Source organism: Streptomyces typhae, assembly GCF_009755605.1.
GTDB classification, from domain to species: Bacteria; Actinomycetota; Actinomycetes; order Streptomycetales; family Streptomycetaceae; genus Streptomyces; species Streptomyces typhae.
In genome coordinates, this window is the sequence record NZ_WPNZ01000004.1 from 389,020 (window position 1) to 404,590 (window position 15,571).

The 15,571-nt window shown below is 73.0% G+C and carries 10 protein-coding genes; 3 read left to right on the forward strand and 7 right to left on the reverse strand.

The window, feature by feature from the left end:
- Nucleotides 1-23: 23 nt before the first annotated feature.
- Nucleotides 24-1,463 (reverse strand): FGGY family carbohydrate kinase, encoded by a 1,440-nt coding sequence (locus GPA10_RS10110; protein WP_157165162.1) that lies wholly within the window; start codon nt 1,461-1,463, stop codon nt 24-26.
- Between the two features lie 370 nt (nt 1,464-1,833).
- Between GPA10_RS10110 and GPA10_RS10115 the strand changes: the two genes are divergently transcribed.
- A complete protein-coding gene (locus tag GPA10_RS10115; protein WP_157165163.1) occupies nt 1,834-2,835 on the forward strand; it encodes a hypothetical protein in 1,002 nt (333 codons plus the stop codon).
- A 91-nt stretch (nt 2,836-2,926) separates the two neighbouring features.
- Complete coding sequence (locus tag GPA10_RS10120; protein ID WP_198550267.1) at nt 2,927-4,453, forward strand: amino acid permease; 1,527 nt, start codon at nt 2,927-2,929, stop codon at nt 4,451-4,453.
- A 124-nt stretch (nt 4,454-4,577) separates the two neighbouring features.
- On the opposite strand, the gene GPA10_RS10125 is transcribed toward GPA10_RS10120, so the two are convergent.
- From GPA10_RS10125 to GPA10_RS10140, 4 genes are all read right to left on the reverse strand, one after another.
- The gene (locus GPA10_RS10125; RefSeq protein ID WP_157165164.1) at nt 4,578-7,772 is read right to left on the reverse strand and encodes a M20/M25/M40 family metallo-hydrolase; all 3,195 of its coding nucleotides are present in this window, start codon (nt 7,770-7,772) and stop codon (nt 4,578-4,580) included.
- A gap of 223 nt (nt 7,773-7,995) precedes the next feature.
- Nucleotides 7,996-9,408: a helix-turn-helix domain-containing protein gene (locus GPA10_RS10130; RefSeq protein WP_157165165.1), complete on the reverse strand. Its 1,413-nt coding sequence runs from the start codon at nt 9,406-9,408 to the stop codon at nt 7,996-7,998.
- Between the two features lie 151 nt (nt 9,409-9,559).
- Nucleotides 9,560-10,288 (reverse strand): SDR family NAD(P)-dependent oxidoreductase, encoded by a 729-nt coding sequence (locus GPA10_RS10135; protein ID WP_157165166.1) that lies wholly within the window; start codon nt 10,286-10,288, stop codon nt 9,560-9,562.
- Between the two features lie 121 nt (nt 10,289-10,409).
- Nucleotides 10,410-11,720, reverse strand: coding sequence for a radical SAM protein (locus GPA10_RS10140; protein ID WP_058847269.1), 1,311 nt, complete (start codon nt 11,718-11,720; stop codon nt 10,410-10,412).
- Nucleotides 11,721-11,979: 259 nt separating this feature from the next.
- On the opposite strand from GPA10_RS10140, the gene GPA10_RS10145 reads away from it, so the two are divergent.
- Nucleotides 11,980-13,401, forward strand: a complete 1,422-nt coding sequence (locus GPA10_RS10145) for a CAP domain-containing protein (protein ID WP_157165167.1) — start codon at nt 11,980-11,982, stop codon at nt 13,399-13,401.
- A gap of 40 nt (nt 13,402-13,441) precedes the next feature.
- On the opposite strand, the gene GPA10_RS10150 is transcribed toward GPA10_RS10145, so the two are convergent.
- Together GPA10_RS10150 and GPA10_RS10155 are read right to left on the reverse strand one after the other, a co-directional pair.
- Nucleotides 13,442-14,467: a Gfo/Idh/MocA family protein gene (locus GPA10_RS10150; protein WP_157165168.1), complete on the reverse strand. Its 1,026-nt coding sequence runs from the start codon at nt 14,465-14,467 to the stop codon at nt 13,442-13,444.
- Nucleotides 14,464-15,546: a Gfo/Idh/MocA family protein gene (locus GPA10_RS10155; RefSeq protein WP_157165169.1), complete on the reverse strand. Its 1,083-nt coding sequence runs from the start codon at nt 15,544-15,546 to the stop codon at nt 14,464-14,466. Before GPA10_RS10155 ends, GPA10_RS10150 begins: the two co-directional genes overlap by 4 nt.
- Nucleotides 15,547-15,571 lie beyond the last annotated feature (25 nt).

A 15,571-nucleotide genomic window follows, 5' to 3' on the forward strand; every position in this document is an offset into this window, starting at 1 on the left:
GGTCACCCCGTCGTCCACGCCCCTCACGACGGCGCACGTTCGACGAGCGCCGCCACCTGCGCACGGAAACCGGCGCGCCGCGCCGCCGCCTCGTCGGGCGGGATCCGCGGCTCGTACACGGCGGCGGGCCGCCAGTCGGGCACGACGTCGCGCAGACCGAGGCGCGGGTCGAGGCCGAGGCGGGCGACGGCGGCCACGCCGAGGGCCGTGACGTCGGGCAGGGCCGAGACCTCCACGGGCAGCTGGAGCAGGTCGGCCTGGGTCTGCATGAGCAGCTCCGAGCGCGTCAGACCGCCGTCGACGCGCAGCGTGCGCAGCGGTGCGCCGAGGTCGTCGGCCACCGCGTCGGCGAGCTCGGCGACCTGCGCCGCGATGCCTTCGCAGAGCGCCCGCACCAGATGCCCGGCGGTGGTGTCCAGGCCGAGGCCGGTCAGGGAACCGCGCAGGTCGCCGCGCCACCAGGGGGCCGCGAGCCCGGCGAGCGCGGGCACGAAGGCGACCCCGCCCGCGTCGGGCACGGCGGAGCCGATCGGGTCGATGTCCCGGGCACCCCCGATCACTCCGAGGTCGGTGAGCCAGCGGACGGCGGAGGCCGCGGTGTACACCTGGCCGTCGAGGCAGTAGCTGGAGCTGCCCCCGAGCCGCCAGGCCACACAGGCCACGAGCCCGGAGTCGCCGCGCCGCGGCCGGGAACCGGTCTGCGCGAGCAGGAACGCGCCGGTGCCGTAGGTGCACTTGGCGCTGCCCGGCTCGGTGACGTCCTGGGCCAGGAGGGCCGCCTGCTGGTCGACAAGGAGTCCGGTGAGCGGGATCTCGGCGCCGAACGCCGTGGTGGTGCCGATCCTCTCGGCGGCGTCGACGACCCGCGGCAGGCGCTCGCCGGTGAGCCCGAAGACGTCCAGGGCCCGCTCCGACCAGGTCACGGAGTCCAGGTCGAGGAGCTGGGTGCGGCCCGCGGTGGCGGCGTCGGTGACGAAGGCGCCGGTGAGGCGGTGCACCAGCCAGGCGTCGCTGGTGGTCACGACGCCGCCGCGGGTGAGGTGACGGCGCACCCACGCCATCTTGGGGGCGGCGAAGTACGGGTCGAGCGGCAGGCCCGTGAGCGCCTTCAGCTCCTCGGCGTGGCCGGCCAGCTCCGCGCACAGCGGCTCGGCGCGGCGGTCCTGCCACACCAGGGCGTCGGTCAGCGGCTCGCCGGTCGCCGGGTCCCAGGCGAGCACCGTCTCGCCCTGGTTGGCGAGGCCGACGGCGGCCACCGGCTCCCCCGCGTCCGCGAGGGCCGCGCGGCCCGCGTCGAGGATGGAGGAGAGCAGTTCGCCGGGGGCGACCTCGACGAGGCCGCCGGGCAGGTGCCGGGGCCGCACGGGCGCGGTGCCCGAGCCGATCACGCCCCGCTCGGGGCATACGACGAGCGCCTTCGTGCCGGAGGTGCCCTGGTCGACGGCGAGCACCGGGCCCGTCATCGACGCCGTCCCCGGCGTACGGAGAAGCGCCCGCAGTAAGTCGTGATCACCGCGGAAGACTGCTACAGCGGGTGCGACATCGTCAAGGGTCCCGGCTCGCCTCAAATGCCGCAATAGGGGTCCGTGTTGAACGGAAGAGAACGCAATGTTCACACCGGCGCGCCGCGTTGACACAACTTGGTCAAGAAAGATCCGAGGACCAGCCAGTAATCGAAAGAGTCCGCTCTACACTGACCGCCGAACAACATCCGCCACTTGACCATCAGTTCACCACCGCTTCCGACCATCAGTTCACCACCGCTTCCATCCATCCGTTCACCACTGCTTTGCGGACACCCCGCCCGCTCCGGAGCCAGAGCCCAGAGGACCCATGCCGATGCCGTTAGCCCGCCCGGTGTATCACCCGGCCGGTCACGACGCTCCTTTGCGCGCCGTGCTCCAGGACCTGAAGGCAGGCCGCTGGGTGTCGACGAGAAACCTCCTGACCGAGACCCCCGACTGGGGACTGTGGACGCAGCGCACACAGATCCTGGCCGCGGCCGTCGCCGGTTCCGACGTGGTGCGCGCCTGGCTCTCCGAGGAGCCGCGCAGCGTGGCCGCGACGGTCCTGCATACGCGTGTCACCGTGGAGCGCGCCCTGCGTGCGCACCGCGCGGGGCACCGCCACACGAACGAGCTGTGGCGGGAGGCCAACGACGCCTGCCGGCACGCCTCGCAGACCACGCCCGAGGACCCGGTGCCGTGGATCTGTCTGCTCGCCCTCGCCGGCCTCGACGAGGGCCAGCGCTGGGACGAGCACCGTCTCGCCGCGCCCGAGCCGATGCTTTTCCCCGGTCCGTGGGGCATCCTCGCCGAGGTCGACAAGCGCGACCCCGGGAACCGCGAGGCGTACCACCGCATGCTCCAGTTCGCCTACAACCGCAGGCCGGGCGCGCCGCTGACCGAGGCGGTCAACTTCGTGCACTGGGCGTCCGCAGCGGCGCCCGCGGGCTCGGCGCTGCACCTGCTGCCGCTGTACGCGCGGGTGGAGCGCTACCGGCGCGAGGGCGGCAACGAGCGCGCCCTGGACCTGCACTGGGTCGGTGAGGACGCGACACGCAGCGCGCTCAGGGCGCTCCAGCTGTGGTTCGACCACGCGCAGCCGGAGTCGACCTCGCTGCTCGACCTCAACTATCTGGCGCACGCGCTGTGGGGCGCCCACCAGTTCCACGACGCGGTCCGGGTGTTCGAGGCCCTCGACCCCTTCTTCACGATCGTGCCGTGGACGTACCGCACGCAGGCGCCCAACGACGCGGAGGCGGCCACCGAGGCCTTCGTCCAGGCCCGTGCGCGCTGCTACCACGCGGCCCGCGGCCCGGGGCCGCACGGCTGACCCTCGCTCCCCCCACTCCCCCACTCCCCCCAGCTCCCCCCCCTTGATCCCCGCACCCCCGCACCCCCGCTCTTCCCCCGGAGGTTCACCCGTGTCCCGCACCACCGTGTCGAGCTCCGTCCCGGCGTCCGCGCTGCCGGACGAGGAACAACGGCTCAGAGAGCTCGGCTACCAGCCCGTACTCGCCCGCCGCATGGGCGGTTTCGGCAACTTCGCCATCAGTTTCTCCGTCATATCCATCCTCTCGGGCTGCATGACGCTGTACGGCTTCGGCCTCGGCACCGGCGGGCCCGCGGTGATGATGTGGGGCTGGGCGGGCGTCGGTCTCATGGTCCTGTTCGTGGGGCTCGCGCTGGCCGAGGTCACCAGCGCCTACCCCACGTCGGGTGCGCTGTACTACATGGCGGACCGGCTCGGCGGGCGCCGCTGGGGCTGGTACACGGGGTGGCTGAACCTGCTCGGCCTGCTCGGCGCGATCGCGGGCATCGACTACGGCGCGGCCCTGTTCAGCGGCGCGCTGCTCAGCATGCACACCGACTTCCACCCGACAGCCGGGTCCACGTTCGTCATCTTCCTATGCATCCTGCTCCTGCACGCGCTGCTCAACCTCTTCAACGTGCGGCTGGTCAGCCTCTTCAACTCGATCTCCGTGTGGTGGCACCTGACCGGTGTCGCGGTGATCGTCGGTGTCCTCGCGATCTTCCCCGACAGCCACAAGTCGCCGTCGTTCGTCTTCGGCGAGTTCGTCAACGACACCGGCTGGTCGAACCCGCTGTACGTCACCATGATCGGCCTGCTGCTCGCCCAGTACACGTTCTCCGGGTACGACGCCTCCGCGCACCTGTCGGAGGAGACCTCCAACGCCTCGGTGACCGCGGCCCGCGGCATCGTCCGGGCCATCTGGGTCTCCTGGGTCGCCGGTTTCGTCCTGCTCGCCGGTCTCACCTTCGCGATCCAGGACTACGTGGGCACCCAGGAGAGCGCGACCGGGGTGCCGCCTGCGCAGATCTTCATCGACGGTCTGGGCACGTCGGGCGCCACCGCCCTGATGCTCATCGTGATCGTGGCGCAGTTGTTCTGCGGCAACGCCGAGACGGCCGCGGCCAGCCGCATGGTGTTCGCGTTCAGCCGTGACAACGCGCTGCCGGGTTCGAAGATCTGGCGCAAGGTCAGCACCCGCTCGCAGGCGCCGGTGCCCGCCGTGTGGCTGTCGGTGGGCCTCGCCGCGGTCATCGCGCTGCCCTCGCTGTACTCCGCGACGGCGTACGGCGCGGTGACGGCCATCAACGTCATCGGCATCACGCCCGCGTACGCGATCCCGGTGTTCCTGCGCCTGCGGGCGGGCGACCGCTTCCAGCCCGGCCCCTGGAACCTCGGCCGGTGGAGCAAGCCGATCGGCTGGATCGCGGTCTGCTGGGTGGCCTTCGTGACCGTCCTGTTCTGCCTGCCGCAGGCCTCTCCGGTGACGGCCGACTCGATGAACTACGCGTCGATCGCCCTCGCCGTGGTCCTGATCCTCGCCACCGTGTGGTGGTTCGTGGCCCGCCGCTCCTACAGCACGCCGTCCGCGTACGGCACCGACAAGGAGCAGGCGGAGATCGCCGAAGGCATCATCTGACCGGGGTCCGGACGGTAGGCGCCGGACGCAGGGGCGCCGGACGGGTAAGCCGGACAGGAAAGGGGCGGTCCACCTCGGTGGACCGCCCCTTCAGGCTGTCAGGAACGCTGTGGACTCAGCGCGTTCAGATCGCCTCCCACAGGGCCGGGACGTTCGGGGGCTCCCAGCCCGGGTAGGCCGTGTGCCCCTGGACGCAGCGGTAGCGGGTGCCTTCGTACGTCACCACGTCGCCCGCGGCGTAGGTCTCGCCCAGCTTCCAGGTGGTCTCGCCACCGCCGTCACCGGGCACCGTGAGGGTGTAGGTGGTGGTGTGGCTGGTCTTGCCCGCACCCGTGAAGGTCAGGGTGTAGGTGCCCTGGGCGGTGCCCGCGGCGACCTCGACGGTGGCGGTCGCGGACTCGCCCGAGGTCACCGTCTGCGGGCTCACGGACACGCTCACGCCGGTCGGGGCGCCCGAGGACGACAGGGCCACCTTCTGCGGCTCGCCGGAGGTGGTGGCGGTGGCGAGGGTGACCTTGGCGGACGAGCCCGGCTCGACGGTGCCCGACGACGGGTTGGCGGAGACGGAGAAGTCGTCCACCGGGGTGGGCGTGTCACCCACCGACGTCTTCCAGATCGTGTACGCGACACCGTCCGCGCTGCGGTCCAGGGCGGTGGCGTTGATGTTGCTGGTGGTGTCGCAGGCGGAGTGGTAGCAGGGGTCGTAGGCGCGGCCCGCGGTGCCGCCCCACTTCGCGGCCTCGGACGCGGACTTGGTGGCCGAGGCGCCGGTGGCGTAGCCGGAGGTGGGGATGCCGACCCGCTGGAAGGAGGCGTCGTCGGAGCGGCCCTGGCCCTCGACGTTCTCCTGCGGGGCGAGGTTCAGGGAGTTCCAGTACTCGCGCATCGGCGCCGACGCGGCGGAGTTCACGTTGTTGATGAAGTAGCCGGCGTTGGTCGAGCCGACCATGTCGAAGTTGTAGTACGCCTTGATCTTGGCGCGCTCGGTGGCGGAGAGCGAGGAGGCGTAGTAGTCGGAGCCGTTCAGGCCCTGCTCCTCGTCGGTCCACCAGGCGAAGCGGACCCGGTTCTTCATGGTCGGGTTGTTCTGCGCCAGGGAGAGGGCCGCCTCCAGGATGGTGCCGGAGCCGGAGCCGTTGTCGTTGATGCCGGGCCCGGCGGACACGCCGTCGAGGTGCGCGCCGAACATGTAGACGTTGTTGGCGTCGCCCTGCGGCCACTCGGCGATCAGGTTGTTGCCCGCGCCCGCGGTGCACCCGGAGGCGCAGGTCTGCTCGGTGACGGTGTAACCGGCGGCCTGGAGCTTGCCCTTGACGTAGGCGAGCGAGGCGCGGTAGCCGGCGCCGGTGGAGCGGCGGTTGCCGCCGTTCTGCGTGGCGATGGTGTTGAACTGGGTCAGGTGCTCCCGCACCTTGGCCACGTCGATGTCCGGCGGCTGCGTCGGGTTGCCGCCGCCTCCGACCGTCAGGTTGTACTGCGCGGTGTGCGTCTTGGTGCCCGCGGTGCCCGTGACGGTGATCGGGTAGGTGCCGGCCTTCGCGGACTGCGCGGCGGTGACCTTCATGGTGGCGTCGGAGCCGGAGGTGACGGTCCCGGGGGTGAAGGAGACGTCGACGCCCGTGGGGGCGCCGGTGGCGGTCAGCGTGACCTGCTGGGCGCTGCCGGTGACGGTCGCGGTGGTGACCGTGGCACTGACCGTGGAGCCCGGGTCGACCTTGCCCGCGGTCGGGTTGAGGCCGAGGGAAAAGTCGTTCTGCTGCCCGGCGCAGGTCGGGTCACCGCTCTGGGTCGGGATGCTGATGGCGTCCCACGCCGCCTGGGTGGCCTTGAACAGGTCGCAGCTCGCGTCGAGGTTCTTCGCCGCGGTCAGCGTCGCGGTGCGGTAGCGCTTGTACGTCATGCCGCTGGTCTTGAGCAGCATGGCGTTGTAGAAGATCTTGCCGGCGTTCTGGATGCCGACGCCGGTCACGGTCTTCTGGTTGCAGGTGGGGCTGGTGGGCTTGCCGCCACCGGGGTTGGAGCCCTCGGCGAGCAGATAGAACCAGTGGTTCATCGGCCCGGCCGCCTTGTGCTCCTCCGTCGTCGGGATCGACGAGTTGTAGCAGTTGGGGTCGTTGTTGACCCGGCTCGGGTCGTACATGTTGCGGATCGGGCCGCGGCCCTGGAGGTTGATCATCTCGCCGACGGTGAAGTCGGGGGTGTCGTACGGGGCCGACTGGTTGGCGTACGCCTCGGTCAGCGCGCCCATGATGTCGCCGGTCGCCTCGCCGAGGCCGCGCTCGTTGTTCGCGCCGCCGGGGGTGTTGGAGTCCAGGCCGTGGCCGAACTCGTGGGCGACGACGTCCATGCCGGCGATCCACTCGTTGGCCGTGTTGCGGCCGATGGTGACCGTGGAGCCGTCCCAGTAGGCGTTCAGCTCGTTGAGGCCCACGCGCACCGGCCAGCTGCGGCCGTTGCCGTCGTGGCCGTTGCGGCCGAACCACTCCTTGAACATGTTCCACTGCTTCTGCGCCGCGAACATGACGTCGACGCAGCCGGTTTCCTTGCTCTTGGGGTCGCCGGTGCCCCAGTCGTCCGTGGTCTTGGTGAACACGCCGCCGCTGTAGTCCGAACACTGGAGGCCGGGGCGGGTGGTGTCGCGCAGGACGTAGTTGTTGCCCGACTTGGAGGTGTCGATGGTCAGCGGGCTCGGGCCGTTCCACTTGCTGCGTCCGGTGCCCGCGCGGACGTCGTCGTAGGTGTCGACGACCTTGCCGGTGCGGGCGTTCACGAAGACGTGCAGCCTGCTGGGGTCGCCCGCCTTGGACCTGCCGGTCAGCACGGTCTCCCAGGCGAGCGTCGGGGTGTCGTCCTTGACGCGGACGACCAGGCGTCTGGAGTCGACCTTCTTGACGGACGCGAGTCTCGCGCGGCTGGTCCTCTCCGCCTGCGCGGCCTTCACCTGCGCCTTGGTGGTGACCGAGATCCGGGCGTCGGTGGCCGCCTGGACGGAGCGCACCTTGCCCTTCCCGTCGGCGAGGACGACGGCGTCACCGCCCACCACCGGCAGGCCCCGGTAGGTGCGTTCGTAGGCGACGGAGTACAGGCCCTTGCCGAAGGGCGTGACCTGCTGCCGGTCGTACTGTTCCTCGGGCCCCTTGGCGAGCGTGTCGAGGCCGCTCTGCGCCGCCTGGTCGGCGGCGGCGACGGCCTTCGCGAGGGGGTCCGGCTTGCCCTCCGGGGGTGAGGCGTGCGCCGTGGCCGAGGCGAAGGCCGGCGCCACCACCCCTCCGAGTACCAGGGCCAGGGTTATCCCGGCCGCCGTGGTCTTTCTGGGCATCGCGGCTCCTTGTGAGAGGTGTGGAAGCCCCGTTCAGCCGGCGAGATCCGGACGCGGCGAACCCCGGTGCCCGGTACCGCCCTCGCGCTCTAACTGACCGTGACATGACACAGATATGGCTGGCGGAACCCTCACACCCCGCCGGGTCGCGGTCAATGAATTCCGGCCGCCCGGCACGTCCTGGCAAGATCTGGCAAGTCCTGCACCGGCCAGGGGACGCGGCTCATCCCGCGCCGTCCCCGAGCCGCTCCCGGTGCTCCCGGACCTGAGGCAGGTCGCCCCAGCGCCCGGCGAGGCGGCTCCGCAGCCCGCGCAGCTCGGCGGTGATCATCAGTTCGCGGGAGCGCATGGCCTCGGCCAGAACGGGCTCCGCGAGGGCGACCGCCGCGACCGGGTCGCCGGCGCACGCCCAGCTGTCCGCGAGCCGCAGGGTCAGCAGCACGCGGGTGGTGCGCATCAGGGGCGGCAGGAGCGCGCACGACTGGGCGGTGGCCTCGATCGCGCGGCGGGCGGCGGTCCGGTCCCCGGTCGCCACCGCGAGGTCGCGCAGCGCCCCGCCGATCGCGGACTCCAGGCGCATCACGCCCTCGGCGCCGGTGAGCCAGGGCGCCTCGATGCGGTCCCGGTCGTCGAGGCGCGCGAACCTGCGCCGGGCCGTGGTGATGTGGCGCCTGCACTCGGCGGCGTCCTGGCCGAGCGCGTACGCCCGCGCCTGATAGAGGTCGCCGAGCATCGCCATCCAGCGCCGCTTGGTGTCGACCGCGCCGATGGCCTCCGCGTACACGAGCGTCGACGCGGCGTCGCCGTCGAGCCGGACGAGGGTGCACACATCGCTCAGGAGCGTCGCCCGCGCCGTCGCGTCCTGCGCGGCGTCCGCCCACCGCAGGCCCTGCCCGAACCAGGCCATGGCGACGCCGCTCTGCCCCCGCTCCATCCGCAGCCGTCCGGCGACCTGGGCGTACTGTGCGGCGAGCCGCAACTGCCCGTACGGCAGGCGGCCCGTCGCGTCGACCGCCTCGGCCCAGCGCACCACGCCGCGCAGGAGCCGCTCCACGGTGGCCGCGCAAGCGTCGGCGGGATGGGCGAACGCCTCCCGGATCAGGCAGGCGAGGACGGCGGTGAGGCCGTGCAGCAGATCGGACTCCGCGCCGATCGCCGCACCGGCGCCGCCGAAGGACCCGCTCGCGCCCTTGAGGAGGACCGCCGCCTCGCTCTGGTCGGGCACGGCGCACCCCACCGTGCCGTGCAGCGGGCATGCGAGCCCCTCGGCCGGAAGCCGAGCGGGCCACCAGGGGAAGACCGGGGGCGCCTCGTCCCCCGGGGTGTCCGCTCCGGGGATCGGGGAGAACAGCGTGGGGGCCGTGAGGTTCCTGCCGGGCGGGCGGGGGGCCTGGCGCGGTGTGGTGAGGACGGCCGCGAGCCGGCCGCCGGTCTCCAGGACGCTGTCGAGCCGGCACACCAGGTCGAAGGGCGGCTCCCGCAGCCCCCCTTCGAGCCTGCTGATGAAGGTGTGGTGGTACCCCACCCTCCGGCCGAGCTGTAACTGGGTGAGCCCGGATCTTCGGCGGTGGAAACGCAACTGCCGCCCGAACTCGGCCCAGCCCGGCTCCACCGTCTCCGACACGCCGACGGACATGTCCCCTCCCCCATCAGGCCCGCACGCTGGGGAAAGTGTGGCACCCAGGGTTGGTACATACCAATACCCCCAAGGCCAAATCCCCTTAAGGGACGCGGTCGTTGAGGATCTTCGGGAAACCGCGGGATCCACCTGGTTGCGGTGCTGCGCCTCACATGCCGCCCGCGACGCGCAGGACCGCGCCCGTGGTGTACGAGGCGTCGTCCGACAGCAGCCACGCCACGGCGCCGGAGATCTCCTCCGGCCGGCCCGGGCGCCCCATGGGGATGGTGGGGGCGAGCTTCGCCGGGCGCTCGGGGTCCTGGTGGAACTCGGTCCGGATGACACCGGGCGCCACGCAGTTGACGCGGATGCCGAGCGGGGCGACCTCCTTGGCGAGGCCCACGGTCATGGTGTCCGTCGCGGCCTTCGTGGCGGCGTAGTGCACGTACTGGCCGGGGCTGCCGAGGGTCGCCGCGCCGGAGGAGATGTTCACGATCGCACCGCCTCCGGTGCGGGTCATGTCCCGCACGGCGCGCCGGGCGCAGAGCAGATAGCCGAGGACGTTGACGTCGACGGCCCTGCGCATGCCCTCCGCGTCCGCCTCGGCGAGGGGGCCGTTCGGGCCGCTGACGCCCGCGTTGTTCACGAGGCCCGTGACGGTGCCGAGTCCGGCGGCGGCCGTCTCGAAGAGACGGTCCACGTCGTGCTCGTCGGTGGTGTCGATGCGGACCGCGACGCAGCGGCGGCCCGCCGCGCGGACGGCCTCCGCCGTGCGCTCGGCCGCCTTCTCGTCCGAGCGGTAGCCGACGGCGACGTCGTGGCCGTCCCGCGCGAGGCGCAGGGCGATCGCGGCGCCGATGCCGCGGGTGCCGCCAGTGACGACGGTGACGTACTGCATGGGGCCTCCAGCCTGGTGGCGGGTTCGGGTGCGGGCGGGACCGTGTGCGGGTCGATCGGCCTTCGGCCTCGTCCTCCATCGCCGGACGGGCTCCATCCGTCCTCCGGGACGGGCTCGATCGCTACGCCGGCAGGCTGTCCATGAAGCTGCTCACCGAGAAGACCGCGTTGCCCGGTCCCGCGGGGCCGTAGCCGGGAGGCGACGACAGGCCGAACTCCTCCATCGTGGCGCGGTACTCCTGGAGCAGCCGCACGTGGTACTCCAGGGGCGCGCCCAGGGGGTTGGCCTTGCCGAGCGGCGTCGTGGGCTCCGGGCACCAGGTGGTGAAGCGCGGTGTGATGCCGTGCGCCATGAAGTACCTGAGTCCCTCGACGGTGGAGTCGATGGCCTCGTCGACCGTCTTGAACCCGAAGGGCTCGGCCATCTCCACGCCCGCGACGAAGTTCGGGATGACGTTGCGCGGACCGAACACCTCGGCGGAGTCCAGGATGCGCCGGTGCCACTCGTCGCGGCCCACGTAGCGCTCCTTGCCGGGGCAGTAGCGCTCGAACAGATACCGGTCCCACACCTCGTAGTTGGGGTGGTAGATGCGCACGCCGTAGTCGTGGAAGCGCTGCACGTCCTCCTTGGGCAGCGCCTGCGCGACGACCTTGCCGATCCAGCGGCCGGGGAAGCGCTCCTCGATGGCCTTCGCGTACTGGCCGTAGAAGTCGGCCTCGTCCTTGCCGCCGATCGTCGAGGTGACGGCGCCGCCGGTGAGGGTGTACGCCGTGGAGGTCTTCGCGGTGTCGTACTTGTCGATGATCTCCAGGGCCTCCAGGACCTCCTCCACGGGCTTGACGCCGGTGTAGGGGCGGCCCGCGGCCTTGTGCTGGCGCCAGTTGTGATTGATGTCGCAGTACTGGCACTCCTCCTTGGCGCCGAAGTACTGGCAGACCCGGAAGACCGTGAGGTAGATCAGGTAGCCCCACTGGATGGTCGGGGCGACCTCCATCACGGACTTGCCGCCCGCGAGCGTGTGCCGGTAGTAGTCCGGCATCGGCGGCAGGCCCACGTCGGAGATGCGCTGCCCGTCCAGGTAGAGGCCGAGCAGACCGTCCGCGTCGGCGGCCACCCGGTACGGCGATGACGGGTTCACCCGCACCGACACCACCGTGCGGCGCAGCTCGTAGGGGCCGCCGGTGAGCACGATCTCCTCCGGCGGGCGGCGCAGCGCGGCCTCGCCCAGCTCGGGCAGGGTGCCGTGGTCGAAGGAGAAGATGAAGTACGACTTCGGCTTGACGTCGCCGGTGGCCTCGTTGGCGCTGTCGGTGAGCGCCGACTCGTCGAAGGCGATCCCGCCGCGCAGCAGGTCCTCCTTGATCACGGCCTCGCGCGGCACCTGGGAGTGCCGCTGCATGAGTCCTTCGATCAGCTCCGTACGCCTGGGCATGGGGCGGGCACCTCGGATCCTCTTGAGCTCTGACGTTTTTGTAGCTACTTGTTGCACTACGTCCGGTTTTGCGCTGACGCTCGGGATCGCCGTGCGCAAGGTCCACGCTAATACCGCTCGTCGCAGCGCCGAATCCGCCTCCGGTCCCGGAGCGCCCGGCCCCGGGAACCAGGCCGCCCCGGCCGTGCGTTCTCCCAGTCACCGCACGGGGTCACGGGGCCGCGGCGGGCCGGTCCCGGACGACGCGCAGGGGGCGCTGATGAACGATCTGGTGGCGGGAGGCAATCTGCCTCTGCCGGACGGCGCCCTCACGCTGCGCGTGCCGGGGCCCTTCGACCTGTCGGCCCTGATCACCGGCGACGGAGGCAAGGTCGCGGGCGACGCCGACTTCGTCTTCTACAACCAGCCCGCCGCGTCCGGCGCCCGCCTCAGCGGCGACACGATCACGGTCGACGCGCGCCGTCTGCGGCCCGGCGCGAGCCGCGTCACCCTTGTCGTCAGCCCGGCCGAGCCCGGCACCCCGCTCGGCCGCCTGCCCGCGCCGGCCCTCCTGGTCAGCGGCCCCCGCGGGGAGCCCGTCGCCCGCTTCGCACCGCCGCGCTCCGGGCACGAGACGGTGCTGCTGCTCGCCGAGATCTACCGCCGCGGCACGGGCTGGAAGCTGCGCGCGCTCGGTCAGGGATACGCGGACGGGCTCGCCGGAGTGGCCAGGGACTTCGGCCTGGACGTCGCCGAGGACGCCGCGCCCCCTTCACCCTCGGCAACCACCGCGCCCTCTCCGCGCCCCGCACCCCCTCCGCCCTCGGCGCCCCCCGCTCCCCCGCGCACTCCCCGGCCCGCCCCAGCCGGGCCCCGGGTGCCGCCCGCCCCGGCCGGGCCCCCGGCTGCCCCGGCCGGACCCCCGGCTGCCGACCCCTTCCTGAGCGCCGCGAACGCCGCGCGGACCCGCGCGGGCGTGCCGCCCGTCCGGGCCGACGCCCGGCTCACGCAGGCGGCCCGCGCGCACGCCGCGAGCATGGCGGCGCACGGACGGCTCGGCTCCGAGGGGGCGGACGGGCTCTCCCTCCACCAGCGCGTGGCCGCCGGGGGCTATGCCTATCTGGCGGTCGGCGAGCATCTGGTGTCGGGGCCGCGCACCCCCGCCGACTTCCTCGACTACTGCCTGGGCGACGCCCGCTCCCGGCAGACGGTCCTCGACCCGGCGTACGTCCACGCGGCGGCGGCGTACGTGCCCGACGCCCGCACCGGGGACGTGTTCTGGACGGCACTGTGGGCGGAGCCACTCACGCCGCAGGGCCTGGCCCGCACGGCGGCCGGCGTCCTCACGCTCACCAACGGCCACCGCACGGCCGTCGGGCTGCGGCCCCTGGCCCCCGACGCCCGCCTGGCCGCCGCCGCCCAGGCGCACAGCGCCGACATGGTCGCCCGCGGCTTCTACTCCCACACCGCGCCGGACGGCAGCGAGCCCTGGCACCGCGCCACCGCCGCGGGCAGCACGCAGCGCACGGTCGGCGAGAACATCGCCTGCGGCCAGCGCTCGGCCGCCGAGGTGGTGCAGGGCTGGATGGACAGCCCCGGGCACCGCGCCAACATCCTCAAGCCCGCCTTCACCCACCTCGGCGTCGGCTTCGCGGGCGGCGGCCGGGCGGGGACGTACTGGACCCAGCTCTTCGGGGGCTGAGGGGCGCACGGCCCGCCGGGGACGGCCGCGCGGGGCCGCCTCAGCCGCCCGCCACGGCCACCGCCGTCCCCCGCCGCGCCGACTCGTACCCGGCCTCGACGATCCTGAGGGTCCGCAGACCGCCCTCGCCGTCCGCGAGGTCCATGCCGTCCGGGCCCGGACCGAACAGGAAGGCGCGCAGCATGCGGGAGTCGAGGTCGACGCCGAAGGAGAGCTCCAGGGGGCGGCCGTGGCGTTCGCTGTGGCCGTGCACCTTCTGGTCGAAGGCGTCCATCTCCAGCGTGGCGTGCTCGCCGACGAGGGTCATCTCCAGGCCGCCCCAGGCGGGGTGGGAGCGCGGGTGGGACCAGCTGCAGTCGATGGTGGCGACCGTGCCGTTGTCGTACTCCACGGTCACCAGGCCCGCGGTCTCGGCGGCGACCTCGTCCGCGTACAGGAGGTTGTTGGTCTGGGCGTAGACCCGCACCGCGCGGGCCGCGAACAGGTCGTCGAGGAGGTCGGCGATGTGCACGGTGTGGTCCATGAGGGCGCCGCCGCCCGCGAGCGCGGGGTCGGCGAACCAGCGGCGCGCCCTGGTCGGCATGTGACCGTTGTTGGCGCCGGACACGGTCAGGACGCATCCGGTGGCACCGGCGGCGACGGCCCGCTTGACGGCCGCGTACGCGGGGCTGAAGCGCACCGGGAAGGCGACGGCGAGCCGCACGCCCGCCGCCCGGCACGCGGCGACCATGGCCTCGCCGTCCGCGGCGGTGGTGGCGAGCGGCTTCTCGCAGAGGACGTCGACGCGGTGTGCGGCGGCGCGTTCGACGAGCGGGCGGTGGCGGGCGTTCTCGGAGCAGACGACGACCGCGTCGGGCCCCCAGGCGAAGGCCTCCTCGTACGTGTCCACGTAACCGACCCCGTGCCGGTCGGCGAAGGCCCGGCCGCGGATCTCGCCCGGGGCCGCGAGGGCGGCGGCGACGCCGTCCGGGTCGGTGCCGACGACCTCCACGCCCGGCATGTCGCGCAGCAGTCCGAGATAGGCGGCCGCGTGGACGTGGGCGAACGAAAGGACGGCGACCTTCATCGGGTGGGCTCCTCGGGCTCGGTGGGGCGGGTGGTCGTGGCGGCCCCGGGTCCCTGCGGGGCGGGGCGTGCGGCCGGGGCCAGTTCGACGGCGTCGCCGGTGCGGCTCGACTCGACCGCGGCACGGGCGATCCGCACCGCCGCCAGGCCGTCGTGGGCGTCCACCCGCGGCCGGACGGCGGGGTCGTCCCAGGAGGCGGCGAACTCGCGGAGCTCGGCGAGGTAGGGGCTCTCCGTCATGGGGCTCGACGGGATGCCCTCGCCCGCGGCACGCACGCCCTGCGCGGTGATGCGGAAGCCGGGCACGGCGGCGGAGTCGTGGCGCAGCAGCCCGTCCGTGCCCGCGACCCGGAACGTGGTGCGGAAGGGCTGGTCGGGCAGTCCCCACAGGCCGGTGACGTGGCTGACGGCGCCGGAGGCGTGGGTGAGCACGGCCGTCGCCGTCACGACGTCGGCCGGGGCGCCGGTGGCGCGCTCGGAGCCGCGGGTGCGGGCGTGCACGCGCACCACCTCGCCCGCGACCCAGCGGGCGATGTCGATGTCGTGCACCATCAAGTCCATGATCACGCCGCCGGACTGGTCGGGGTCGCCGAACCACGGCGCCCACTGCGGCCGGGCACCGCCCCGGGTGAAGCGCAGGACGGCGAGGTCGCCGAGGTCGCCGCGGACGACGGCGTCCCGCATCGCCGCGTACGCCGGGAAGTAGCGCACCACGTGCGCCGGGTGCAGGTGCACTCCGGCCGCCGCGGCGGCGGTCGCGATCTCCTCGGCGTCCGGCACGGTCAGCGCGAGCGGCTTCTCGCAGACGACGTGCCTGCCCCGCGCGACGGCGGCGAGCGCGAGGGCCTTGTGGGTCGGGGTCGGGGTGCAGATGTCGACGGCGCGGCACCGGGAGAGGAGCTCGTCGAGGTCGGGCACGGCGGTGACGTCGTGCCCCAGCTCCGCGTACTCGCCGGCGAGCTTGTCGGCGGAGCCGTCCTGGGTGTGGACGCCGACCCGCGCGCCCAGTTCCAGCCAGCCGGGCAGGTGTGCGCGGGCGATACCGCCCGCGCCGAGCAGGCCGATGTGCAGGGGTGGCATGAAGGACCTGGCCTTTCTCGGTACG

What these genes read in the sequence shown, in the direction of transcription:
- GPA10_RS10110 (WP_157165162.1), bottom strand. Translation starts at nt 1,463, where the DNA reads ATGACGGGCCCGGTGCTCGCCGTCGACCAGGGCACCTCCGGCACGAAG.
- GPA10_RS10115 (WP_157165163.1), top strand. Translation starts at nt 1,834, where the DNA reads ATGCCGATGCCGTTAGCCCGCCCGGTGTATCACCCGGCCGGTCACGAC.
- GPA10_RS10125 (WP_157165164.1), bottom strand. Translation starts at nt 7,772, where the DNA reads ATGCCCAGAAAGACCACGGCGGCCGGGATAACCCTGGCCCTGGTACTC.
- GPA10_RS10130 (WP_157165165.1), bottom strand. Translation starts at nt 9,408, where the DNA reads ATGTCCGTCGGCGTGTCGGAGACGGTGGAGCCGGGCTGGGCCGAGTTC.
- GPA10_RS10135 (WP_157165166.1), bottom strand. Translation starts at nt 10,288, where the DNA reads ATGCAGTACGTCACCGTCGTCACTGGCGGCACCCGCGGCATCGGCGCC.
- GPA10_RS10140 (WP_058847269.1), bottom strand. Translation starts at nt 11,720, where the DNA reads ATGCCCAGGCGTACGGAGCTGATCGAAGGACTCATGCAGCGGCACTCC.
- GPA10_RS10145 (WP_157165167.1), top strand. Translation starts at nt 11,980, where the DNA reads ATGAACGATCTGGTGGCGGGAGGCAATCTGCCTCTGCCGGACGGCGCC.
- GPA10_RS10150 (WP_157165168.1), bottom strand. Translation starts at nt 14,467, where the DNA reads ATGAAGGTCGCCGTCCTTTCGTTCGCCCACGTCCACGCGGCCGCCTAT.
- GPA10_RS10155 (WP_157165169.1), bottom strand. Translation starts at nt 15,546, where the DNA reads ATGCCACCCCTGCACATCGGCCTGCTCGGCGCGGGCGGTATCGCCCGC.